We start from the raw sequence: 23,913 nt of genomic DNA on the forward strand, positions 1-23,913 counted from the left end.
TCGGAGCACAGTGATGACGGGCAACAACGACAAGATCGTCGAGGCGCTGCGGCTCTCGCTGAAGGAGACCGAGCGGCTGCGCAAGGCCAACTCGGCGCTGGTCGAGCAGAACCGGCAGCCGCTGGCGATCGTGGCCACGGCGTGCCGCTTCCCCGGCGGAGTCCGCTCCGCGGAGGACCTGTGGCGGCTGGTCGACACCGGGACCGACGCGGTGGGCCCCCTGCCCACCGATCGCGGCTGGGACCTGGAGGCGCTGTTCGACCCGGACCCGGACCGGCGCGGCACGAGCTACGTCCGCGAGGGCGGGTTCGTCAGCGACGTCGCGGACTTCGACGCGGACTTCTTCGGGATCTCCCCGCGCGAGGCCCTGGCCATGGACCCGCAGCAGCGGCTGCTGCTGGAGACCTCCTGGGAAGCGGTCGAGCGGGCCGGGATCGACCCGCACTCGCTGCACGGCAGCGCCACCGGGGTGTTCGTCGGCGCCGCGCAGCTCGGCTACGGCACTGGTGCGTCCATTGTGGACGAAGCGGTGGAGGGTCACCTGCTCACCGGTGGCGCGTCGAGCGTGGTCTCCGGCCGCGTGGCCTACGCGCTCGGGCTGCGCGGGCCCGCCGTCACCGTGGACACGGCGTGCTCGTCGTCGCTGGTGGCGTTGCACCTGGCCGCTCAGGCGCTGCGGCAGGGCGAGTGCTCGATGGCCCTGGTCGCCGGGGTTTCCGTGATGGCCGTCCCGACGATGTTCATCGAGTTCAGCAGGCAGCGCGGCCTCGCCGCGGACGGTCGCTGCAAGGCGTTCGCCGCCGGTGCCGACGGAACCGCGTGGGGCGAGGGCGTCGGCGTGCTGCTCGTGGAGACCCTGGCCGACGCCCTGGCCAAGGGGCACCGCGTGCTGGCGGTCGTGCGCGGCACCGCGATCAACTCCGATGGCGCGTCGAACGGGCTGACCTCGCCCAGCGGTTCCGCACAGCAGGACGTGATCCGCCAAGCCCTCGCCGACGCGCGCCTGTCGGCGGACATGGTGGACGCGGTCGAGGCGCACGGCACCGGCACCACCCTGGGCGATCCCATTGAGGCGCAGGCGATTCTGGCGACCTACGGCCAGGACCGCGCGCATCCGCTCTACCTGGGCACGGTGAAGTCCAACATCGGTCACACGCAGACCGCGGCCGGGGTCGCCGGTGTGATCAAGATGGTGGAGGCGTTGCGCCACGGCGAGTTGCCGCGGACGCTGCACGTCGACACCCCCACGCCGCACGTCGACTGGTCGGCGGGCGATGTGCGGCTGCTGACCTCGCCCGTCCCGTGGCCGGAGACGGGCCGCGCGCGCCGCGCCGGAGTGTCGTCGTTCGGAATCAGCGGCACCAACGCGCACGTGATCCTGGAACAGGCTCCGGCGTGCCAGGTACCGCTGCCCGCTGAGCCCGGCCCCGTCCTGCCGTGGCCGGTCAGCGCGAAGTCCGAGGCCGCGCTGCGGGCACAGGCCGCACGACTGGCCGCGGTCGAGGCGAGCCCGGTGGACATCGGCTTCTCGCTGGCCTATCGGGCACACCTGAGCCATCGTGCGGTGATCTTGGGTGACCACGCGGAAGGGCTTGCCGCGCTCGCGGAGGGCGGTCGTTCGCCCCTGGTCGTCGAAGGCGTTGCCGCAGAAGGGAAAACCGCCCTCCTGTTCACCGGTCAGGGTGCGCAGCGGGTCGGCATGGGTCGCTCGCTGTACGACACGTACCCGGTGTTCGCTTCGGCCTTTGACGCGGTGTGCGCCAGGTTCGAGTTGCCGGTGCGTGAAGTCGTGTTCGGTGACTCCCGTCTGGATCAGACGGAGTTCACGCAGACCGGCCTGTTCGCGTTCGAGGTCGCTCTGTACCGGCTTGTCGAGAGCTGGGGTGTGCGGCCGGACTACCTCCTCGGCCACTCCATCGGCGAACTGGCGGCGGCGCACGTTGCCGGGGTGTTCTCGCTGGAGGACGCGTGCCGCCTGGTCGAGGCGCGAGGCCGCTTGATGCAGGCCCTGCCGACCGGCGGCGCGATGGTGTCCGTGGAGGCGCCGGAAGACGAGGTCAGGGAACACCTTGGCGGTGCGAGCATCGCAGCGGTGAACGGCCCGCGGTCGACGGTGATCTCCGGCGACGAGGACGAGGTGCTGGAAGTCGCGAGGCGGTGGAAGCACAAGCGGCTGCGGACCAGTCATGCGTTCCACTCGGCGCACATGGACGCGATGCTGGACGAGTTCCGCACGGTCGCGGAGAGCATCACCTACGCCAACCCGCGCATCGCGCTTGTGTCCACTGTGTACGGACGGCTCGCCAGGACCTCCGAGGTGACCAGCCCCGGGTACTGGGTGCGCAACGTCCGCGACACGGTGCGTTTCCTCGATGGAATGCGCTGGCTGGACAGCCAAGGCGTGTCAACGTACGTGGAGGTCGGACCACACGGCGTGCTCACCGCGCTCGGCCAGGAGTGCTTGCCTGATGCCAAGCTGATCGCGTTGCAGCACAAGGACAAAGACGTCTTCCTCCCGGCGGTGGCAGCCGCCTACGCGCACGGCGTCCACGTCGACTGGGCGCGGCTCTACCCCGGCGCGAAGCACGTCGACCTGCCCACCTACGCCTTCCAGCGCACCCGGTTCTGGCTCGCCGGGGGAGCCCGCGCGAGCGACGCGACCGGCTTGGGACTGGTGTCGGCGAACCATCCGCTGCTGGGCGCCGCGGTGTCCCTGGCCGACCAGAACGCGACCGTCCTCACCGGACAGATCTCCCTCACCGACCACCCGTGGCTCGCCGACCACACGGTCGCGGGAGTGCCCCTGCTGCCCGGCAGCGCGTTCGCCGAGCTGGCCCTGCGCGCCGCCGAGCAGGCCGGGTGCGACCAGCTCGACGAGCTGACCCTGCAAGCCCCGCTGGCGCTGCACTCCGCGGCGCAGGTGCAGGTGCTGGTCGGTCGCCGAGGCTCGGACGGCAGGCACAACCTGGAGGTCCACTCGCGGCCGGAGGGCGACGAGGAGTGGACGCTGCACGCCGTGGGTTCGGTGTCACCGGGCAGGCAGGACGCCGTGTGCGACTGGGCCGCCGCCTGGCCGCCGCCCGGTGCGCTACAGCTGCCCACGGACGGGCTCTACGAGGAGCTGGCCGACGCCGGGTTCACCTACGGCCCGAGCTTCCGCGCCCTCCGGGCGGCCTGGAGCCACGGCGAGGACGTGTACGCCGAGGTCCACATTTCTGAGGCGCAGTCCTTCGGCGTGCATCCCGCGCTGCTCGACGCGGCGCTCCACGCGATCCCGGTCGGCGGTCTCTTCGGCGACGCCGAGCAGGCGCGGCTGCCGTTCCTGTGGACGGGAGTTCGCCTGCACGCGGCCGGTGCTTCGAAGGTTCGCGTGCGGCTGTCTCCCGCTGGGCCGGACACGGTCGCGCTGGAGATCGCCGACGAGGCGGGCACTCCGGTGTTCACCGCTGACAGCCTGGTGTTCCGGCCGGTCGCCGAGCACCAGGTGAGGGGTGCGGCGCTCGCCCGCATGCTGTTCGAGCCGGTGTGGCGGCCCGTGCCGCTGCCTACTGAGTCCACAGTGGACTACACAGAGCTGCGCTGCGACGACGTCACCGAAGCGCTCGCCGCGGTGCGCTCAGCAGCGGGGCGACTGGTCATCACCACGTCGTCGTCGGCCGTGCGCGGCCTTGTCCGGTCTGCGCAGTCCGAGCAGCCCGGCCGCTTCGTCCTCGCCGAGTCCGACGATCCGGACGCCCTGGCCAAGGCGCTGACCCTCGACGAGCCCGAACTGCGAATCCGGAACGGGGAGCTCACCGTTCGCCGCCTGGTGCGGGCGGGCACCTCACCCCGCCCGGAGTTCGGCGACGGCACCGTCCTGATCACCGGCGGCACGGGTGCCCTCGGCTCGGCGGTGGCCCGGCACCTCGTGAGCGAGTACGGCGTTCGGAGCCTGCTGTTGCTCAGCCGGAGCGGTGGCGCCGCGCCGGAGCTGGACGCCGAGGTCACAGTCGTGGCCTGTGACGCGGCTGACCGGGACGCGCTCGCGACTGTCCTCAGTGGACACCGCGTCACCGCGGTCGTTCACGCGGCCGGAGTGCTGGACGACGGCCTCCTCGCCGATCTCACCCCGGAGCGGTTGGCCGCGGTGCTCCGGCCGAAGATCGTCGCGGCTCGCAACCTGCATGAGCTGACCACCGATCTGGCCGCGTTCATCGTGTTCTCGTCGGCGGCCGCGGTGCTCGGCAGTCCGGGCCAGGCCGCGTACGCGGCGGCGAACGCGGGCATGGACGACCTGGTCGCCGAGCGCCGCGCCGCGGGGCGGCCCGCGATCTCGCTGGCCTGGGGCGCGTGGGCCGACGGCATGGCGGCCTCGGCCGACCTCCGGCGAGTGCGCCGCATCGGCGTCACGCCACTGTCCACTGAGGACGGTCTGGCGCTGTTCGACGCGGCCGCGGGATCGACGTCGGAGGTCGTGGTCCCGATCCGGCTGGACACGACGGCCTCGCACGACCACGTGCCCCCGGTGCTGCGCGAGCTCATCCGCTCCGCGCCGCGTCGAGCCACGGTGGCGACGGCGCTGCCGGAAGACCTGCTCGCTTTCGTGCGGTCCGAGGTCGCCGCCGTGCTCGGCCACGGCTCGGCCGACGACATCGACCCCGACCGCCCGTTCGGCGAGCTGGGCTTCGACTCGCTGACCGCGGTGGAGCTGCGCAACCGGCTCAACGCGGTCACCGGCCTGACGCTGCCGGTGACGCTCGTCTTCGACTACCCCAGCCCGTCCGCGCTCGCCGCCCACCTCGGCGGCGCGCTGCCCGGCCCGTCCACCACGACCACTGCCGCGGTGGACGAGCCGATCGCGATCGTCGGCATGAGCGTCCGCGCGCCCGGGGGAGTGCGGACACCGGAAGACCTGTGGCGGCTCGTCGAGGAAGGTGGGGAAGGCATCTCCGTGTTCCCCGCGGACCGCGGTTGGGACCTGGACTCCCTGTTCCACCCCGATCCAGAGCACGCGGGCACCAGCTACGCCCGTGAAGGTGGCTTCCTCTACGACGCCGCGTCCTTCGACGCCGAGTTCTTCGGGATCAGCCCGCGTGAGGCCCTGGCGATGGACCCGCAGCAGCGGCTGTTGCTGGAGACCTCGTGGGAGGCGTTCGAACGCGCGGGGATCGATCCGGAAACGCTGAAGGGAAGCCGAACCGGCGTGTTCGCAGGCGTCATGTACTACGACTACGCCACCAGGTTGCCCGCCCTGCCCGAAGGCGTCGAGGGCTACGTCGGGACCGGTAACACCGCGAGCATCCTCTCCGGCCGCATCGCCTACACGTTCGGCTTGGAGGGACCCGCGATCACGGTCGACACGGCGTGCTCGTCGTCCTTGGTGGCGCTGCACATGGCGTGCCAGTCGCTGCGGCAGGGCGAGTGCTCGCTCGCGCTCGCGGGCGGCGTGACCGTCATGTCGAGCCCGGCGACCTTCGTGGAGTTCAGCCGTCAGCGCGGGCTCGCCCCGGACGGCCGCTGCAAGTCCTTCGGCGCCGCCGCGGACGGCACCGGCTGGTCCGAGGGCGTGGGAGTGCTCGTGCTGGAAAGGCTTTCCGACGCGCGCCGCAACGGTCATCAGGTGCTCGCGGTGGTTCGGGGTTCGGCGGTGAACTCCGATGGCGCGTCGAACGGGCTGACCGCGCCGAACGGTCCTTCGCAGCAGCGGGTCATCCGCCAGGCGCTGGCCGCGTCCGGTCTTGAACCGTCCGAAGTGGACGCCGTCGAGGCGCACGGGACCGGGACGGTGCTGGGGGACCCGATCGAGGCGCAGGCCCTGATCGCCACCTACGGCCAGGACCGGGACCAGCCGCTGTACCTGGGTTCGGTGAAGTCGAACATCGGTCACACCCAGGCCGCCGCCGGGGTCACCGGCGTGATCAAGATGGTGGCGGCGATGCGAGCCGGTGTGCTGCCGAAGACGCTCCACGCGGAGTCGCCGTCCCCGCACGTGGACTGGTCGGCGGGCGCGGTCGAGCTCCTGACCTCCTCGAAGCCGTGGCCGGATGGTGGCCGTCCCCGCCGGGCCGGGGTTTCCTCCTTCGGGATCAGCGGCACCAACGCCCACGTGGTCCTGGAGCACGAGCCCGCGCCGACCAAGGCATCGGCGCCGCCCTCGCCCGGCCCTCTTGTGCTTTCAGGCCGGAGTGCCGCTGCTGTGCGGGCACAGGCTCGCCGCATTCGTGATCACCTTGCGGCGCATCCGGAGCTGAACCCGGCCGACGTCGGGTTCACGCTGGCGACCGCGCGGGCCGCGCTGCCGCACCGGGCCGTTCTGGCGGACGAGCTGGTCGAAGGTGTTGCCGCACCGGGCAAGCTGGCGTTGCTGTTCACCGGTCAGGGCTCGCAGCGGGTCGGCATGGGTCGCTCGCTCCACGCGGCGTTCCCGGTGTTCGCGTCGGCGTTCGACGCGGTGTGCGCGGGGTTCGGCGACTCCTCAGTGGACAACTCCTCAGTGGACGACTCCGAGTTCACGCAGACCGGGCTGTTCGCCTTCGAGGTGGCGTTGTTCCGGCTCTTCGAGAGCTGGGGTGTGCGGCCGGACTTCGTGCTGGGCCATTCGATCGGTGAGCTGGCCGCGGCGCACGTCGCCGGGGTGCTCTCGCTGGAGGACGCGTGCCGCCTGGTCGAGGCACGGGCCCGGCTGATGCGGGAGATGCCCACCGGGGGAGCGATGGTCGCGGTCGAGGCGACCGAGGAGGAGGTCGAGTCGACCCTGCTCGGCATGGAGGACTTCGTGTCCGTCGCCGCGGTCAACGGCCCGAGGTCGGTGGTGCTCTCCGGCGACCGGGAAGCCGTGCTGGACATCGCCGACCAGTGGAAGGCCGAGGGCCGCCGCACCAGGAGGCTCCGCGTCAGCCACGCGTTCCACTCCCCGCACATGGACGGGATGCTCGACGAGTTCCGGTCGGTGGCCCGCGGCCTGGACTACCGCACACCGTCGCTGCCGATGGTGGCCGACGGCTCCGTGACCGATCCCGAGTACTGGGTGCGCCAGGTCCGCGGCACGGTTCGCTTCCACCACGGCCTCCTCCGCCTGCACGAGCTCGGCGCCCGGAAGTTCCTGGAGGTGGGCCCGGACGCCGTGCTCACCGCGATGAGCCAGGAAACCTTGCCGGACGGCGTGTTCATCGCCGCGCAGCGCCGCGACCGCCCGGAGGTCGAGACCGTGGTCTCCGCGCTCGGCACCGCGCACGTGCACGGCGTGGACGTCGACTGGCGGGCGGTGTTCCCGGGCGCCCGCCGCGTTGACCTGCCGACCTACGCCTTCCAGCACAAGCACTACTGGATGACCGCGCCACCGACGCCGGAGGAGAGGTTCTGGACCGCGGTGGAGGACGCGGACGCGCACTCCCTCGCTGATGTGCTCGGGGTCCCGGACGCGGCACAGCTCGCCTCGGTGCTCCCGCTCCTCGCCGGAGTGCGCGAGAAGGCCGACCGCTACACCGTCCGGTGGGTGTCGGTCCCGCGGACCGCTTCCCCGGTGCTCAGGGGGACCTGGGCGGTGGTGCCGTCCGAGGACGCCGAGTGGACATCGGAGATCGTGGCCGCGCTCCGCGATCACGGCGCCACGGTGGAGGTGACCGCGGAACCGTCCACTGTGGATGGTGTGGTGTCGTTGTGCGGTCCCGTCTCGACCACGGCTCCGCTGTGGTGCGTGACGCGCTCGGCCATGTCCGTGGCCCCCTCCGATCGCACCGGGGACCCGCGAGCTGCAGGCGTGTGGGGCAGGGGCCGGGTCCTCGCACTGGAGCTGCGGGAGGGTTGGGGCGGGCTCATCGACCTTCCCGAGCGCCTGGACCGCCGCGCCGCGACGCGACTGGTCCAAGCGCTCAACGGCACCGAGGACCAGGTGGCGGTCCGGCAGGCGGGACTGTTCGCCCGTCGCCTGGTCCGTTCCACCGCGACGCGGCAGCCGCGGACGGGCCGAACCCTGATCGTCGGCGATCACCCGGCCGTGGACGGCTGGCCCGACGCGGTCCGCACGGACGACGCGTCGGAGTTGGCCGCGCTGCTGGAGGAGCACGACCCGTCGTTGGTGATCCACGCGAGCGGCACCGCGGAGACGGCGTTGGCCGTGCATTCCCTGGCGGAGTGCGAGGTCATGCTGTTCACCTCGCTCGCGGGAGTGGTCGGCGCCGTGGGCCAGGGCGACCGCGCGGAGCTCGACGCGACCCTGGAGGCGATCGCTGATCTCCGGCGCGCGTCGGGGCGCCCCGTGACCACCGTGGCGTGGGGCCCGCTGACCACCGACCCGGAAGCGGAGACGCTGCGCGCGGTCGGCCTCCGCCCGATGACACCCGCGGAAGCCGGCGCCGCACTGCACACCGCGACCGGCTCGGTCCTGGTCGCCGACGTCGACTGGCAGCGGTTCGCCCCCGTGTTCACCATGACCCGCCCGGCGCCGTTGCTGGAATCACTCGTCGTCGGCGCGGTCGCCGAGGAGACCTCGGAAACCGACCGGGACGTGCTGCTGACGAAACTCGCCGAGCTCGATTCGGACGGCCGGTTCGAGCTGTTGCTGGACTTGACGCGCGGGCAGGCCGCGGCGGTGCTCGGCTATTCCTCGATCGGCGAGGTCGAGCCGGAGAAGGGATTCGTGGAGATGGGGTTCGGCTCGCTCGGGGCCGTGGAGTTCCGGGGGCGCATCAACGCCGCGACCGGGTTGAGCCTCGCCGCCACCGCCGCTTACGACTTCCCGACTCCGGTGGCGTTGGCCCGGCACCTGTCCTCGTTGCTTTCCGAGGCCGCCGCGGTGTCGTAGTCACGACGGCAAAGCACCGGGGCCGGTGCTCGAACACGAGCACCGGCCCCGGCGGGATTCACGCGGCGGTGGTCAGGCCTTGCCGATCTTGCGCAGGAACTGGTTCAGCCGCTCCGGCTCCGGGGTCTGAGGTTCCCACCGGGTGGCCGCCTCGTCCGGCTCCGGCAACACCTTCGGGAACAGCGAGCCGCCCATCGGCTCGCCGGGGGTCAGGCCCGGGTCCCACAGGATCGGCAGCACGGCGTCGTCGGGCTTGAACGTCACGCCGTCGCCGAGCCAGCGCGAGACGAACGCGCGGCGCCCGCGGTCCGGCCCGGTGCCGGTGGCTCCGTGCAGCGCACCCGGGTGGAACACCACCGCGTCGCCTGGTTCGAGATCCCAGCCGAGCACCTGCTCGTCGTTCCAGTCCAGCACGTCCTGGCGCGGCCGCTCGGCGGCCGGTGCCGCCCGCTCGTCGGTGCGGATGCGCTGCATCAGGCTCGAGCTGACCGGCGCGTCGGCCCGATCCCACAGGTGCGAGCCGCGCACCACGCGCAGCGCGGAGGAGTCCGGGCCGCACGGGTCGAGCGCGATCCACATCGCGCACACCTGCTCGCCCCGGATCGGGAAGGAGCTGGCGTCCTCGTGGAACGGGCTCGCGCCCTTGGTGCCCGCGGGCTTGGCGAAGATCTGGTCGTAGAACGCGGTCACCGTCGTCGAACCGAACAACTGCTGCGCGATTCGGGCCGCAGGTGACCGGAAAACGAACTCGTGAAACGTCGAATGCGTTTTCCACATAAACGCGTCACCGGTTCCGCGGCCCGCGGAGAAATCGGCCGTCGCCTGCGTCAGCAAGGACGGGTTGGCGAGGACGTGGTCGACGGCGTCGGACAGGCGCTCGACCCAGTCCTGGGAGAAGACGCCGGACACCCTGATGGCGCCGTCCCGCCGGTACGCGGCGACCTCGTCGTCGGTCAGGTCGCGCAACGGCTGTTCCGGTGTTACCAGGGGCATGCGGTCACCTCGTTCGGGAAAATGGTCGCTTCGCGGTCAAAATAACGACCGAGTGAATTGCGTTTCAACCCCTAGTGGAATGGTCTGCTAGGGGGCGGCTAGGGGTTGTAGGCGGGGAATGCGGCAATTTAGCTTTCGCATCGATGAGCACCTTCGAGCAGCCCCTGCGCTATCCGACCGGCACCGACGCGCGCCTCGGCGTGGACCCGGCGCTGGCCGGTCTGCGGGCGCGCTGCCCGCTGCCGCACATCCAGCTGCCCTACGGCCGCCAGGCCCGGCTGGTAACCCGCCACGCCGACGCCAAGGCGGTGCTCACCGACCGCCGCTTCAGCCGCGCGCGGCAGGTGCGGGACGCGCCGCGACTGATGGCCACCCCGCGCAACCCCCGCGTGATCACCAGCATCGACCCGCCGGAGCACAGCCGGGTGCGCGGCCTCGCCGCCAAGGCGTTCAGCCCCGCGCGAATCCGGCTGCTGCACGGCAGGGCCGAGCACACCGCGCGGGAGCTGGTCGACGACATGATCACCAAGGGGGCGCCCGCCGACCTGGTCGCCGACCTCGGGCGCCCGCTGCCACTGGCGATGATCTGCGGGATGCTCGGCGTCGAGCCCGCCGACCGCACAGCCTTCCGTGGCTGGACCGACGACATGCTGCTCACCGCGGAGGAGGACCGGCCGCGCGCCGAGCAGGCGATGGGTGCGCTGTACAAGCACATCGTCGGCCTGGTCGCGCAGCGGCGCGAGCGTGAGCGCGACGACCTGCTCAGCGACCTCGTGAATGCCTCGGACGACACCGGGCGGTTGTCCGACGAGGAGCTGAACCTGCTCGCGGTCAGCCTGCTCGCCGCCGGCTACGAGACGACCAGCACGATGATCGTCAACGCGGTGTACCTGCTGTTCACCCACCCCGAGCAGTTCGACCTGCTGCGCGCCGACCCCGGGTTGCTGCCGAGGGCCGTGGAGGAGTTCCTGCGCTACGCCGGGATCACCGGCGTCGACCAGGCGAGGATCGCCCTCGAGGACGTGGAGCTGCCCAGCGGGCCGATCCGGGCGGGCGAGGCGGTCGTGGTGTCGCTGGAGTCGGCCAACCGCGACGAGGACGTGTTCCCGCACGCCGACCGCCTGGACCTGACGCGGGAGCACAACCCGCACCTGTCGTTCTCGCACGGCCCGCACTTCTGCATCGGCGCCCAGCTGGCCAGGATGGAACTGACCATCGCGCTCGAAACCCTGCTGGCGCGAATGCCCGGGCTGCGCTGCGCGGTACCGGTCGAGGAGATCGAGTGGGTCTCCGGCTCGCTGGCCCGCCGCCCCGTCAGCCTGCCCGTCGCCTGGTAACCAAGGAGATCATCGTGGCCACTGCCTCCGGGCGGTCCGAAGTGGACGGACTGGGAGAGCTGGCGGGGGTCCGCCTGCCCTCGCTCACCGGGCTGCGCGTGCTGGCCGCGCTCGCGGTGTTCCTCTACCACATCGCCCACCAGAACATCTTCGCCGCGGAGAGCGCGAACGCGGTCTTCGGCGCGCTGTTCGACCGGGCGGGCGGGCCGGGGGTGTCGTTCTTCTTCCTGCTCAGCGGGTTCGTCCTGACCTGGTCCGCCCGGCCAGGCGCGCCGGTGCCCGCGACGTGGCGCCGCCGCATCGTCAAGATCTTCCCGAACCACGTGGTGACCTGGGCGCTGACGATCGTGGTCGTCCTCGCCCTCGGCCGCGCGGTGCCCCTGGTGCAGGCGATCCCCAACCTGTTCCTGCTCCAGTCGTGGGTACCGGACCCGACGGTCTTCTTCAGCGTCAACCGGCTGAGCTGGTCGCTGTCCTGCGAGCTGTTGTTCTACCTGGCGTTCCCGTTCCTGCTGCGCGGGCTGCTCCGGGTCCCCACCGCCCGGTTGTGGGGGGTGGCGATCGGCCTCATGGTCGCGGTGCTGTGCATGCCGTTCGCGGCGGGACTGCTCGGCGGGCCGACGATGCCCGTGGAGCCCGGGGAATCGGTCCCGGTGCTCTCGCTCTGGCTGGTCTACATCGCGCCACCGGTGCGACTGCTGGAGTTCGCGCTCGGCATGGTGATGGCCCGCATCGTCCTCAGTGGACGGTGGATCGGTCTCGGCTGGCGCCCGGCAGCGGGCCTGGTCGTTCTCGGGCTCGCGCTCGCGCAGGCGCTGCCCTGGCTGCACGCCCAGGTGGCCGCGACCGTCGTGCCGCTGGCGCTGGTGCTCCCGGCGGTCGCGCTGCTGGACGTGCGCGGCGCCCGCTCCGTGGTCGGTGGCCGGGCGATGGTCTACTTCGGCGACATCTCCTTCGCCTTCTACCTTCTGGGCGGGCAGATCACGTTCTACCTGCTGATGGCGTTCGGCAAGGGCCACGACGTGCTGAGCGGGCTCGGGGTGGTGCTGGTGTGCGTCACCACGACGGCGGTGCTGGCCGCGGTGCTGCATCGGTACGTGGAGATGCCCGCGATGCGCAGGTGGTCCCGGAGCCGCCGGTTGTGACGCGCGGCGACGGTCGCGGCGACACATACGGGCAGCTCGGCGTCGGTGCGACCACCGTCCCGACGAGATCAGTACGCTGGCGGGGTGGACTTCCTCGAACTGGCAAGCGGACAGTCGATCCACCTGCCCACGGTCGATCGTGACGGCGTGACCGAGGATTCCGCTGTCTTCAAGGGCGAGGTAGACCGCTGATCACCAGCGTATGCGTTCAGCCAGTGAAGGTGTCCGCAGGGGTGAGCACTCCTTCCCATATAGACACGTCGAACCGGGAGCACCGGATCGACATGCTCGGAGGCGGTCTTGGCACGGATTCTGGTGACGTCGCTGCCCTTCGCCGGGCACGTCGGCGCGATCGCCCCGCTGGCCCACGAGCTGGCCGGGCGCGGCCACGAGGTGGTCACCCACACGGGCGCCAAGTACCGGGAGCGCTTCCCGGGGGAGTGGCTGCCGTGGACTGAGGCGACCGACTTCGACGACGCGGACCTGGCCGCGACCTTCCCCTCGGTCGGGAACGGGAAGGGGGCGCGCGGCGGCTTCGAGAACAGCAAGCACGTGTTGTTCGGCACCGGCGCCGGACAGGCCAGGGACATCGTCGCCGCGGCGCGCCGCAGACCGTTCGACCTCATCGTGGGGGACCACCTGGCGTTCGGGACCGCCCTCGCCGGGGAGCTGCTCGGCATCCCGTGGGCGACCGTCGCCGTGACGCCGCTGTCCTACTCCAGCGGCGACCTGCCCCCGCCCGGCATGCCCCTCTCGCCCGCGCGCGGTGCCGCCGGTAGGGTCCGCGACGCCGTGCTCCGCCCCGTCGCGCGCGCCGCCTACCGCCGCCTCGCCGACCCGATGATCAACCGCATGCGCGCGGCGGTGGGGCTCGGCCCGACGCTCGTCGGCGGCGGCCTTGAGGGCTTCTATTCGCCGCACCTCGTTGTGGCGCAAGGAGTTCCCGGGTTGGACTACACTCGCAGCGATCTTCCTCCGCACGTGCACTTCGTGGGCCGTCTGGCTTCCCCGGGTTCTGGCGGAGAGCTTCCGCCGGAGGTGACGTCCTCGAAGGTGCCCGTCGTGCACGTCACGCAGGGCACCTTGGACGTCGATCCCGCCGATCTGCTCAAACCCGCGATCGCGGGGCTCGCGGACAAGCCCGTGTTCGTCGTGTGCACGTCTCCCTCCACGCTGGGTCCTTTGCCCCCCAACGTGATCGCGTCACCTTTCCTGCCGCATTCCGAGCTGCTGCCGTTCGTCGACGTTATGGTGACCAATGGCGGTTGGGGCGGAGTTCTGGCAGCCGTGTCCTCGGGCGTGCCATTGGTGGTGGCCGGTGGCTCCCTGGACAAGCCCGAGGTCGCGCGGCGGGTCGCGTGGTCCGGGGCGGGCGTGAACCTCCGAACCGGTCGGCCGAGCGCGCGGGCGGTGAGTCAGGCCGTGACGTCTGTGTTGGCGGACAAGGGGTTTCGGGCTCGGGCGGGGGAGTTGGGAAGTCTCTTGTCGGCCGCTGGTGGGGTGCAGCGGGCTGGTGTGCTGGTGGAGTCGCTTCTCGGTACCAGCGTGGGGTCGGCTTGACCTGGGGGCCCCTTGCGCGTGCCCTTGGGCCTCTCGGGGGCACGGGATGAAACCCCGGCCCTCGCGATGAGCGTATGGCACGCGCACCCCAGGTAAAGCCTCGATTCCGTTGTGCCCCTTGCGTTTCGCTGGTTGTGGAGATTGGTATCGCCCGGTTGGGGGACCCTACCCGAATGCCGATTTCGGTGACGCGCCGGAACCGTTGGCGGGTAGGGATTCACTCGCTGGTACTTGGATGTCGATCTTGCCCCCTGAGGCAATGGAGGTATCCACGGAGAGGAGGTGTGATCATGTTGGATACCAAGGCAATCAAGGATCTACTCGCCGCGCAGCTGGCGGCCAACGACTCCTACCAACTCCCCGAGAACGACCACCTGGAGTTCCTGCTGGAGTTGGAGACGATCAGCAGGCTCCTGACCGCTGTGAAGACCGACGCCGACACCCAGGCTGATGAGCGTGTCCTGCACGCCACCTACGGCTGTAGGGATCTCGCGATCCTGTTGCGGGACAAGCTGAAGATCCATCCCAGTGAGGCGAAGCGGCGCACGCGGTTGGTACGCGAGTTGCCGAATCTCCCGCACACCCGCGACGCGATGTATGCGGGTGCGATCAGTGGCGAGCATGCGTTGGTGATCTCGGATGCGATCAAGCGTCTGCCGTCGGAGTATGTGGAGGACGCGGATCGGGTGTTGGCGGATGTGGCGCCGACGTTGGACCCGCAGTTCCTGATGCGCGCCGGAAAATATGTGCGGACCGTGGTCGACCCGGACGGTGTCTACCGGGATGAGCAGGACGCGATTGCGCGGCGGGCGGCGCGGATGTTCCGGGACAAGGACGGGAGCCTGCGTTTCAGTGCCATGGTGGGTCCGCTCGATGGCGAGAAGATTTTCAACTTCTTGTTGGCGTTGTCCAAGCCCAGGAGTGTGGACGGGGAGAAAGACCCCCGGACCTTCGAGCAGCGGTTGGCTGATGCCTTCGTCAAGGCGATGACGATCGCGATGACCGCCCGCGACCTCCCCGGGCTGCCCCGTTCGCTGGTGGTGGTGACGATGGACGCGGACAACCTGGCGGACAAGACCGGGTGCGCCCGGACCGACACCGGACAGCCGGTGTCCCCCGGCCTGGCCCAGCACACGGCCTGCGACGCCGACATCGCCCACATCGTCCTCGGCGAAGAGGGCAAACCCCTCGCCTACGGACGCACACGACGACTCGCCTCACCGGCTCAGCGGAGGGCGTTGGCGGTGCGGGACAAGGGATGCGCCTTCCCCGGCTGCGATCGGCCCCCGGCATGGACGGAAGCTCATCATGTGGTGCACTGGATCGACGGCGGGCCGACCGACCTGAACAACCTCGTCCTGCTCTGTGTGCATCACCATCACGTGATGCACGAACAGGATTGGGTGATCGTTTTCGAGCAGGGGATACCGAGCTTCATCCCGCCGAAGTGGATCGATCCTGACCAGGTGCCGTTACGGAACTTCAGGGTGGATTGCCCATTGAAGCTGTGACGCTGGAAGGCAAGGGGCGCAACGGATCGGAGGCTTTGCCTGGGGTGCGCGTGCCATACGCTCGCGCGCGAGGGCCGGGTTCCCTCCCGTGCCCGTCCGGCAGGCCCTCGGCACGCGCTAGGGGCCCCAGGTCAAGCCGACCCGGCGCAGGAACCGGGCGATCACTTGCCGTTCGCGGAACGCAGCGTGCGCATCGCGTCGGCCAGGCCGATCGCGGTGTCGGGGCCCAGGGGGGCGAGCACGCGGCGGCGCAGGATCTCGGCGCACGCGACGCGGGCCTTGTTGGCGATCTCGGTGCCGTGGTCGGTGAGCGCCGCGTAGATCACGCGGCGGTCCGTGTCGCACGGTTCTCTTCGGATCAGGTCGGCGGCCACCATGCGGTCGGCGACCTTGGTGAAGCCACCGCTGGTCAGCGCGGCCTCGTGGGCGAGGCGGGTCATCGGCATCCGCTGCTCCGGGGAACGCACCAGGCGCAACAGGATGTCGAACGGGGCGGGGGCAAGGCCGAACCGCTCGGCGATCTCGTCCATCAGGCCCTGGTGCGTCGCCAGGTAGCCCTCGATGACCAGACCCCACAGCGTGACGATCTCGTCGTCATCGTCGAGCGGGGAGTTGAGCGTCTGCGGCTTCGTCATGCCGACAGCCTAGCCGCCAGGTCTCTTCTGCGGAGACCTCTTGCGTGGAAGAGATATCGGGACTAGCGTCTGCGGCAGCCCTTCGAGGAGGAACCATGTCGATCAGCACCAGCGGTCTGCACCACGTGACGGCCATCGGCGGCGACCCCAACCGCAACGTGGACTTCTACCTGCGCACGCTGGGGTTGCGCCTGGTGAAGACGACGGTGAACTTCGACGACAACGGCACCTACCACCTCTACTACGGCGACTCCTCGGGCAAGCCGGGCACGCTGATGACCTTCTTCCCCTGGCCGGAGGCGCCGCAGGGGCGCATCGGCACCGGGCAGGCCAGCACCACCGCCTTCTCCGTGCCGGAATCCTCGATCGGCTGGTGGAGACAGCACCTGGAAGACACAGGGGTCGAGGTCAGCAGAGTGCGCAACAGCGACAACGAGGACACCCTGAACTTCCGCGATCCCGACGGCCTGGCGCTGTCGCTGGTGGCGCACCCGCAGGGCGATCCGCGCGACCCGTGGGACACCGCGCTGGTGCCCGCCCAGCACGCGATCCGCGGCCTGCACTCGGTGACGCTCTCGGTGACGCGGGAGGACGAGACGGCCGCGATGCTGACCGACGACCTGGGTCTGCGCTTCCTGCACCAGGACGGCGACCGCCTGCGGTTCGAAGCCGGAGACGGTGGCGCGGGAGCGCTGGTGGACGTGCTGGTGACGCCGAAGGCGCCGCGCGGGCTGACGGCCGCCGGGACGGTGCACCACGTGGCGTGGCGAGTGCCGGACGAGCAGACGCAGGTGTCGTGGCGCGAAGAACTGGTCGACAAGGGCGTGAACGTCACCTCGATCATGGACCGCCAGTACTTCCGCTCCATCTACTTCCGCGAGCCCGGCGGCACCCTCCTGGAGGTCGCGACCGACACCGGCGGCTTCGACATCGACGAGCCGCTGCTGGAGCTGGGCCGCGCGCTGAAGCTGCCGCCGTGGCTGGAGCCCAAGCGCGAGCAGATCGAGGCCATGCTGCCGGTGCTGGACCTGCCCAAGGAGAACAACCCCGAGGTTGTTGCGTGACCCAGCTTGAACACCGCTTCAACGACGGGAACCCCGAGCTGCCCGTGCTGCTGCTGTTGCACGGCACGGGAGGCGGCCCGGACGACCTGCTGGGCCTCGTCGAGCACCTGAGCCCGGGGTCGGCGACCCTCGCGCCCGCCGGGCCTGTGTCGGAGAACGGGATGGCGCGCTGGTTTCGCAGGCTGGCCGAGGGAGTGTTCGACTTCGAGGATGTGGTCACTCGCGCACACCAGCTGGCCAACTTCGTCGTGGGTGCGCGCGAGCGGTACGGCTTGGCGGGGCGGCGAATCGTCGCGGTCGGTTTTTCCAACGGCGCCAACATCGCCGCGGCGGTGGCGTTGTTGCGGCCGGACGCGGTGCGCGAGGCCGTGTTGTTCGCGGGAATGGCGCCGCTGCCCGATCCGCCGCGACTGGACCTCACCGGGAGCCGCGTGTTCCTCGCCAATGGACGGCGCGACCCCATGGCGCCGCTGGACTCGGCCGATCGGCTGGCCGAATTGCTGGCCGAGCGCGGGGTGGCGGTCACCCGGAGCCTGCACCCGGGCGGTCACCAGATCACCGCAGACGGCCTGACGGCTGCCCGCGACTGGCTCTGATCTGCCCGTTCGGGCCCGACCGGGCATCGCACCGGGAATGCGCATTCCACGGACCTCGGCGGCGATGTGGGTTCGGGCACCGCCGCGGTGCCCGGTGACCGGATCTCGCGGGGGCCGTGCCCGGTTCGAGTCCGGGTGCGGAATACTCGCGCTTTGTCCGACATTGATCCAGGACAAATGTCACGGCGTTTGGTCAGCGGGCTTGCCGGAGGGCACTGTGATTGAGGTGAGTGCCTTTTCGTCCTCCTTCTTTTTTCACAAGTCTTGACTCCGGGTGCGCGATGTGCTCGCGGTCGCGGTGATCCGCGTCACGCTCGTTCGGGGGTAGTCCCGAGTTGTGCCGGAGGCCGCGCCGCCCGAGGCCCGGTCAGCTGCCGTGATCGGCCGCCGGGTCGGCACGCTGCGGCGTCGCTGCTCCGCTTGGGGCGCCCCGTGTCCGTCGAATGATGGACGTCAACTCATCGGCCCTCATCAGAATTCGTTAATCATCGCTGTTCTTTAAGGTTTCCGGATCTGTCGACATCTTGCCCCCTGGCGCGAATCCACCAGCGAAAACCGTGATCCAGACCCTTCTTCGAGCGGGTTCGGTAGGGTTTGCGGCAAATGTCATTCTCTTCATGTCGGCCGCCGGAAGGCACGGCCGAGGGGGAACGACTGGGTAGTCTCTGGTGGTGGTAGCGCTCTCACCGCGATGGGGGCAGCCGTGGCGGAAGGGAGCTGGCCCGCGTGGTGGACGACGGCAGGCGTGACGGCGGGCGGCGGACCGGCCCCGTGCGCTTCGTCGGTCGTTCCGCCGAGGTCGCCACGCTGACCGCTCGTGCCCGATCGGCACTGTCCGGGCGATCGTCCGCGGTGCTGCTGCGCGGGCCCGCCGGGATCGGCAAGACCCGCCTCCTCGACGACCTGCTGCCCGGTCTCGCGCTGGAGCACCACGCGACCGTCCTGCGCGTGGACTGCCGCGAGGTGAACAGCAGCGTCGGCTACGGCGCGGTCCGGGCGTTGTTCTCCACCCTCGGCATCACCGGCGAGGACGACCCCCGGCTGAGCGCGAGTGCCCGGTGGGCACTGCCCGCGCTGCTCGCCGACGAAGACGGGACGGCGGTGGAGAACCTCGGCGGGACTCCGTCCTACCGCGTGCTGCACGGGCTGTACTGGCTGGTGGTCAACCTCGCGGCGGAGGCGCCGCTGGTGCTGGTGCTCGATGACGCCCACTGGTGCGACGAGCGGTCCATGCACTGGCTGGACTTCCTGCTGCGCCGGGCGGACGGCCTGCCCCTGCTCGTGGTTCTCGCGCACCGGACCGAGACGAGGGGACCGGGCACTGCCGGACTGGGCGCGCTGCTCACGCACGCGCGGTGCACGTCGATGGATCTGGGGCCGCTGCGGACCGACGAGATCGCCACCCTGGCGGTGGACGCCCTCGGCGGGACCCCGACGCCTGCCTTCCTCCGTGCCTGCGTGGAGGTCTCCGGCGGTAATCCATTGCTCACCGCTCGGCTGCTCGGCGAGCTGCGCCGCGATGGTGCTTTCCCCGACGACGCCGCCGTGGCCAGGGTGGAGGTCGTCGGCCGCGACGTGCTGGCGTCCTCGGTGCTGCTGCGCCTGGCCGGGCTGCCGGAGCACGCCCGCGCGGTGGCCAGGGCGGTCGCGGTGCTCGGCGGGGCGGTGCCCGATGGCGGGGCCGACCTGGTCAGCATGCTGGCGGGCGTGCAGGCGCGACTCGTGACGATGTCCGCGGAAGCCTTGCGGCGCAACGAGGTTCTGCACCCGGACGAGCTGGACTTCGTGCACGACGAGGTGCGCTCGGCGGTGCTCGGCGCGACTCCGGCCGAGGAGGTCACCCGGCTCCGCGTGCGCGCCGCGCGGCTGCTCAACGACGCCGGGCGGCCCGCGGAGGAGGTCGCCAACCAGCTGATGCTGCTGGCGGACCTGCCGGAGCGGTGGATGCTCGGTGTGCTCACCGACGCCGCTGGGCACGCCGAGCAGCGGGGCGCTCCGGACGCCGCCGTGAGCTACCTGAACCGCGTGCTGCACCACACCGAGCAGGTCCCGGTCCGCGTCCAGCTCGCGCGCTGCCTGGCGCACACCGATCCCGCGGGCGCGCTGGAGCAGCTCGGCCGCGTGCTGAGCCTGAGCATGGACGTGCGGCAGCGGGCGGAGGTGGCCGTGCAGTACGGCCTCACCGCGCTCGCCACGCAGCGGGCGCCGGAGGCGACCAAGGTGCTCGGCGACACCCTCGCGGAGCTGACCGCGACGATCGGGCCCACGCCCGGCCCGACCGACCGCGATCTGCGCACCAGGCTGTGGTCGGCGCTGCTGTTCATCGGCTCGGACGAGAAGTCCACGATGCCCGTGCTGCGCGAGCTGGCCCGGCGGATGCCCCTGCCGGACGGCGACACGCCCGCGGAGCGCGAGGTGCTGGCGATGGCCTCCTCGCTGGCGGCGGTGGAGTGCAAACCGGTGGAGCACGCGGTGAACCTGGCGCGGCGGGCTCTGCGCGGCCCCGCGGGGGGAATGCCGCGCTGGGCGGTGCTCAACGCCGCGTTCACGCTTCAGTTGGCGGACAAGACCGACGAGGCGCTGGCGGCGTTCGACTCGGTGCTGGAGAACAGCCGCGAGCACGCCAACCTGTGGTCCTACTGCATGACCCTGGCCACGCGCGCCATGCTCCACCACAGCATCGGCGAGCTGTCGGAGTTCACGGCCGACATGCACACCGCGCTGGCGGTGTTCGAGCAGGAGCCGTGGGACACCGCGGGCACGGTGCCCTGGGTCGGGCTCGCCGTCTCGCACCTGGAGCGGGCGGAGCTCGACGAGGCCGAGGCCGCGCTGGCGCGGGCGCGCCCGGACCGGATCGACGACCTGATCTGGGAGGGGCCGCACTACCTGATGGCGGGCGCGAAGCTGCGCTGGCGGCGCGGGGACCTCGACGGCGCGCTGGAGAACCTCCTGCGCTGCGGCGCGGTCCTGGAGGACTCGGGCATCACCAACCCGCTGTTCACGAGGTGGTGGGTCGACGTCGCGTGCATCCGCGCGGAGCAGGGGCAGCAGCGCCAGGCCCGCGAGGTCGTCGAGCGCGCGCAGGACCTGGCCCAGCAGTGGGGAACCCTGCGCGGTGTCGGGCTGGGCCTGCTCGCGGAGGGCGTGCTCGCCGAGCCGCGGCGCGCGGTGCGGGTGCTGGCCGAGGCGGTCGACGTGCTCTCGGCGACCCCGGCCCGGCTCGACCTGGCGAACGCGCTGTGCAGGCTGGGGCAGGCGGCGCTGTGGGCCGATGACGCGAAGGGCGCGCGGGAGCACCTGCGCGGCGCGCTCGACCTGGCCACCCGGTGCGGGTCGCAGGTGCTGGCCAACGAGGCGGGCAGGCTGCTGGTGCTCGCGGGCGGGCGGCTGCGCAAGGAGATCCGCTCGCCGATCGACGGGCTGACCGGCAGCGAGCGGCGGGTCGCGGTGATGGCCGCGGACGGCAACAGCAACCGGGAGATCGCGGAGTCCCTGTTCGTCACCGTCCGCACCGTCGAGGTGCACCTGACCAACGTCTACCGCAAGCTCGGGCTCAGCCGCCGGGCGGAACTGCCCGGTGCGCTCGCCCGCACCCCGGCGCCGGAGAAGGGTTCGGCGTGAGGGCGGTGGCGGAGCGCGGGACGCGGCGCCGCGGCTGGCGCGACGAGGACGAGCTGGACCTGCTGGTCGACCGCGGTGCCGAACTGGACCTGCTGAGCCGTTCGGTCACCGGCCTCTCGCTCGGCCGCTCCGCGCTCGTGGTGATCGAGAACCGGCCCGGCGCCGGGCGGACGGCGTTGGTGCGCAGGACGATCGCGCTCGCCGAGGCCGCGGGCATCCGGGTCTGCCCGGCCCGCGGCTCGCGCACCGAGTCGGAGCTGCGCTACGGCCTGGTCTCCCAGCTGCTGTCCGCGTTCCCGGCCGATGACTGTCCAGTGTGGACGGACGCGCGGTGGGCGGAGTCCGAGCGCGAGTCGGAGGTGCTGCCCGCGCTGTGCCGGGAGTTCCTCGGCCTGGCGCGGCGGGAACCGCTGCTCGTGGTCGTCGACGACGCGCACTGGGCCGACCCGTGGTCCGCGCGGTGGCTGCGCGCGCTGGCCCGCAGGCTGCGCGAGGTGCCGCTGCTGCTGGTGGTCGCGGGCAACGACGGCTGCCGCCCGATCGGCCTGCCCGCCATCGCCGAACTGGCCGCGCCGCGGTCGGGCTCGGTGGCCGCGCACCTGCTGCGCCCGGGACCGCTGAGCCCGGCCGGGGTGAACATGCTGCTGGCCACCGCCTGCCCCGGGCCGCTGGACGAGGACTTCAGCCGCGCGCTGCTGCGGGCGACCAGCGGGCAGGTGTGGCTGGTGCGCGCGGTGTTGCGGCAGTTCGCCCGCACCGGGCTGGCACCGGTCATGGAGCACCTCGGCGAGCTGCACGGGACGGTCGCGACCGAGCTGGGCGATCGGGTGGCGCGGCTGACCGCGGTGCTGCCGGAGGAGCTGGTCGGACTGCTGCGCGCGCTCGCGGTGTGCGGGTCGCGGCTGGACTTCCGGCTGGTGTGCTCGTTGGCCGGGCTGCGCACGATGCCGGAGTCGGAGGCGCTGGCCCGGCTGGAGGGCGTCGGGCTGGTGCGGCCCGGGGACGAGCCCGAGCTCTCCGATCCGGTCACCGCGTCCCGGGTGCTGTCCGGGATGCCGGAGCGGGAGCGGGCGGAGCTGCACGCCGCGGCGGCGGAACTGGGGCACCGCTCGGCGATCCCGGACCGCGACGTCGCGGGCATGCTGCTGGCCGCGTCGCCGATCGGTCGGCCGTGGGCGGCGGAGCTGCTCAGCCGCGCGGCGGCGCGGGACCGCAACGGCAAGCGGCCCGCCGAGGCGAGCCGGTTCCTCCAGCGCGCGTTGAAGGAACCGTTGAGCGAGCCCGCGCGGGCGCGGCTGATGATCGAGCTGGCCACCGCGGAGCTGGGGCCGCGACACACCGCCGGTACCCGGCTGCTGGGCGAGGTGATCAGCGGCCCGGGCGGCGCCGAGGTGGCCGAGTACCGGCTCGCGGCGGCGGATCTGCTGCTGGCGGGCGGGGAAGTCGAGGTGGTGCGGCGGCACCTCGTGGGCGCGCTGCGCCGGGACACCCGGCCGTACGACCGCGCGCTGACGGCGCTGTACTGGCTCTCCGACATCGCCGGGAGCGTCGAGGACGAGCCGTTCGCGCCGGGCCGTCTCGCGCCCGCGGGTGCCGAGAACGTCCGTGCGACAAGCGATTCCGCGCAGGCCGGGGTGCTGGCCTGGCGGGAGGCGATGAACGGCCGGGACCTGGAGCGGGTGCGGGCGTCGGCGCGGGCGGCGCTGCGGCCCGCCGCCGGTGGTGGAGCGCTGATCTGCCCGAGGATGGCCGCCGCGCGGGCGCTGGGGCTCACCCACGACTGGGCGGAAGGGCTCGCCGGGCTGGACCAGGTGCTGATCGAGGCGCGGCGGGTCGGCGTGGACATGGTGCTGGCGGCGGTGCTGCTGCTGCGCGCGGGGCTGTGCCTGGGCATGGGGCGGATCAAGGACGCCGAGCGCGATCTCGCGGAAACGTTGCGGCAGTTGCCTTTGCGCGAGTGGCGCCCGCTCGCCGCGCCCTCCGTGGTATCCGTGCAGGCGGTGCTGCACCTGGAGCACGGCGATCCGGAGGCGGCGGGCCGGGTGCTCGCCGAGTTCGCCTCGGCGCTGCCGCCCGGCGCCACCGAGGGCATGTCGTGGTGCCATTTCCTGTTCGCCCGCGCCAGGTTCCAGCTCTCGGTCGGTGAGCCGACGGCGGCCGTCGCGGACCTGCTGGAGTGCGGGCGGCGGCTGCTGCACCACCGCGTCGGCAACCCGGCGGTGATCCCGTGGCGCTCCACCGCCGCGCTCGCCCTGCACGCGGTCGGCGAGCAGGAGGAGGCGGAGCGACTGCTGGCCGAGGAGCGCGCGCACGCCAGGACGTGGGGCGAACCGAAGTTGCTCGGCAGCACGCTGCTGGCCTCCGCGCACGTGCTCGCCGAATCCGCGCCGGAGGAGGCCGCGGCGCTGGTGGCGGAGGCGAGCGGGCAGCTGGGCACGACGGTCGACGACCTGCCTGGGGGCCGACCCGTGCTGAGCGCGTTGAGCGAGCTGGAGCGGCGGGTCGCGGAGCTGGTGGCGCGGGGGCGCTCCACTTCCGAGATCGCCGTGGAACTGGCGGTGAGCAGGCGCGGCGTCGAGCTGAACCTGAACCGGGTCTATCACAAGCTCGGCCTGTCCGGCCGGGGTGAGCTGGTGGCCGCGTTCGGCCACCGGGGCAGGGGGGAGTAG

11 protein-coding genes are annotated in these 23,913 nt (G+C 71.7%); 9 read left to right on the forward strand and 2 right to left on the reverse strand.

The window, feature by feature from the left end; translation table 11 throughout:
• Positions 1 to 13 precede the first annotated feature (13 nt).
• Positions 14 to 8,782 carry a type I polyketide synthase gene (locus NLX83_RS28655; RefSeq protein ID WP_254238315.1) on the forward strand — a complete coding sequence of 2,923 codons (8,769 nt, stop codon included), beginning with the start codon at positions 14 to 16 and terminating at the stop codon, positions 8,780 to 8,782.
• A gap of 72 nt (positions 8,783 to 8,854) precedes the next feature.
• Here NLX83_RS28655 and NLX83_RS28660 read toward each other — a convergent pair whose 3' ends face one another.
• Positions 8,855 to 9,775 (reverse strand): phytanoyl-CoA dioxygenase family protein, encoded by a 921-nt coding sequence (locus NLX83_RS28660; protein ID WP_254238316.1) that lies wholly within the window; start codon positions 9,773 to 9,775, stop codon positions 8,855 to 8,857.
• 143 nt (positions 9,776 to 9,918) lie between these two features.
• Between NLX83_RS28660 and NLX83_RS28665 the strand changes: the two genes are divergently transcribed.
• The 4 genes from NLX83_RS28665 (at position 9,919) to NLX83_RS28680 (ending at position 15,328) form a co-directional block, all read left to right on the forward strand.
• Positions 9,919 to 11,112: a cytochrome P450 gene (locus tag NLX83_RS28665; RefSeq protein WP_254238317.1), complete on the forward strand. Its 1,194-nt coding sequence runs from the start codon at positions 9,919 to 9,921 to the stop codon at positions 11,110 to 11,112.
• Between the two features lie 14 nt (positions 11,113 to 11,126).
• Positions 11,127 to 12,257 carry an acyltransferase family protein gene (locus tag NLX83_RS28670; RefSeq protein ID WP_254238318.1) on the forward strand — a complete coding sequence of 377 codons (1,131 nt, stop codon included), beginning with the start codon at positions 11,127 to 11,129 and terminating at the stop codon, positions 12,255 to 12,257.
• Between the two features lie 300 nt (positions 12,258 to 12,557).
• On the forward strand, positions 12,558 to 13,817 hold the full coding sequence (locus NLX83_RS28675) for a glycosyltransferase (RefSeq protein ID WP_254238319.1): 1,260 nt from the start codon (positions 12,558 to 12,560) through the stop codon (positions 13,815 to 13,817).
• A 290-nt stretch (positions 13,818 to 14,107) separates the two neighbouring features.
• On the forward strand, positions 14,108 to 15,328 hold the full coding sequence (locus NLX83_RS28680; RefSeq protein ID WP_254238320.1) for an HNH endonuclease signature motif containing protein: 1,221 nt from the start codon (positions 14,108 to 14,110) through the stop codon (positions 15,326 to 15,328).
• A 161-nt stretch (positions 15,329 to 15,489) separates the two neighbouring features.
• Here NLX83_RS28680 and NLX83_RS28685 read toward each other — a convergent pair whose 3' ends face one another.
• The gene (locus NLX83_RS28685; protein WP_254238321.1) at positions 15,490 to 15,963 is read right to left on the reverse strand and encodes a MarR family winged helix-turn-helix transcriptional regulator; all 474 of its coding nucleotides are present in this window, start codon (positions 15,961 to 15,963) and stop codon (positions 15,490 to 15,492) included.
• Between the two features lie 95 nt (positions 15,964 to 16,058).
• Here NLX83_RS28685 and NLX83_RS28690 point away from each other — a divergent pair, with 95 nt between their 5' ends.
• From NLX83_RS28690 to NLX83_RS28705, 4 genes are all read left to right on the forward strand, one after another.
• Entirely contained in the window at positions 16,059 to 17,027 is a 969-nt protein-coding gene (locus tag NLX83_RS28690; RefSeq protein WP_254238322.1) for a ring-cleaving dioxygenase, read from the forward strand.
• On the forward strand, positions 17,024 to 17,623 hold the full coding sequence (locus tag NLX83_RS28695) for an alpha/beta hydrolase (RefSeq protein WP_254238323.1): 600 nt from the start codon (positions 17,024 to 17,026) through the stop codon (positions 17,621 to 17,623). The genes NLX83_RS28690 and NLX83_RS28695 overlap by 4 nt, the downstream gene beginning before the upstream one ends.
• A gap of 729 nt (positions 17,624 to 18,352) precedes the next feature.
• On the forward strand, positions 18,353 to 21,244 hold the full coding sequence (locus NLX83_RS28700) for an ATP-binding protein (protein WP_254238324.1): 2,892 nt from the start codon (positions 18,353 to 18,355) through the stop codon (positions 21,242 to 21,244).
• A complete protein-coding gene (locus NLX83_RS28705; protein WP_254238325.1) occupies positions 21,241 to 23,913 on the forward strand; it encodes a tetratricopeptide repeat protein in 2,673 nt (890 codons plus the stop codon). Before NLX83_RS28700 ends, NLX83_RS28705 begins: the two co-directional genes overlap by 4 nt.

This window comes from Allokutzneria sp. A3M-2-11 16, assembly GCF_024213555.1.
Taxonomy (GTDB): Bacteria; Actinomycetota; Actinomycetes; order Mycobacteriales; family Pseudonocardiaceae; genus Allokutzneria.

Excerpts from the sequence above, each read along its gene's own strand:
- NLX83_RS28655 (WP_254238315.1), top strand. The coding sequence starts at position 14 with ATGACGGGCAACAACGACAAGATCGTCGAGGCGCTGCGGCTCTCGCTG.
- NLX83_RS28660 (WP_254238316.1), bottom strand. The coding sequence starts at position 9,775 with ATGCCCCTGGTAACACCGGAACAGCCGTTGCGCGACCTGACCGACGAC.
- NLX83_RS28665 (WP_254238317.1), top strand. The coding sequence starts at position 9,919 with ATGAGCACCTTCGAGCAGCCCCTGCGCTATCCGACCGGCACCGACGCG.
- NLX83_RS28680 (WP_254238320.1), top strand. The coding sequence starts at position 14,108 with ATGTTGGATACCAAGGCAATCAAGGATCTACTCGCCGCGCAGCTGGCG.
- NLX83_RS28685 (WP_254238321.1), bottom strand. The coding sequence starts at position 15,963 with ATGACGAAGCCGCAGACGCTCAACTCCCCGCTCGACGATGACGACGAG.
- NLX83_RS28690 (WP_254238322.1), top strand. The coding sequence starts at position 16,059 with ATGTCGATCAGCACCAGCGGTCTGCACCACGTGACGGCCATCGGCGGC.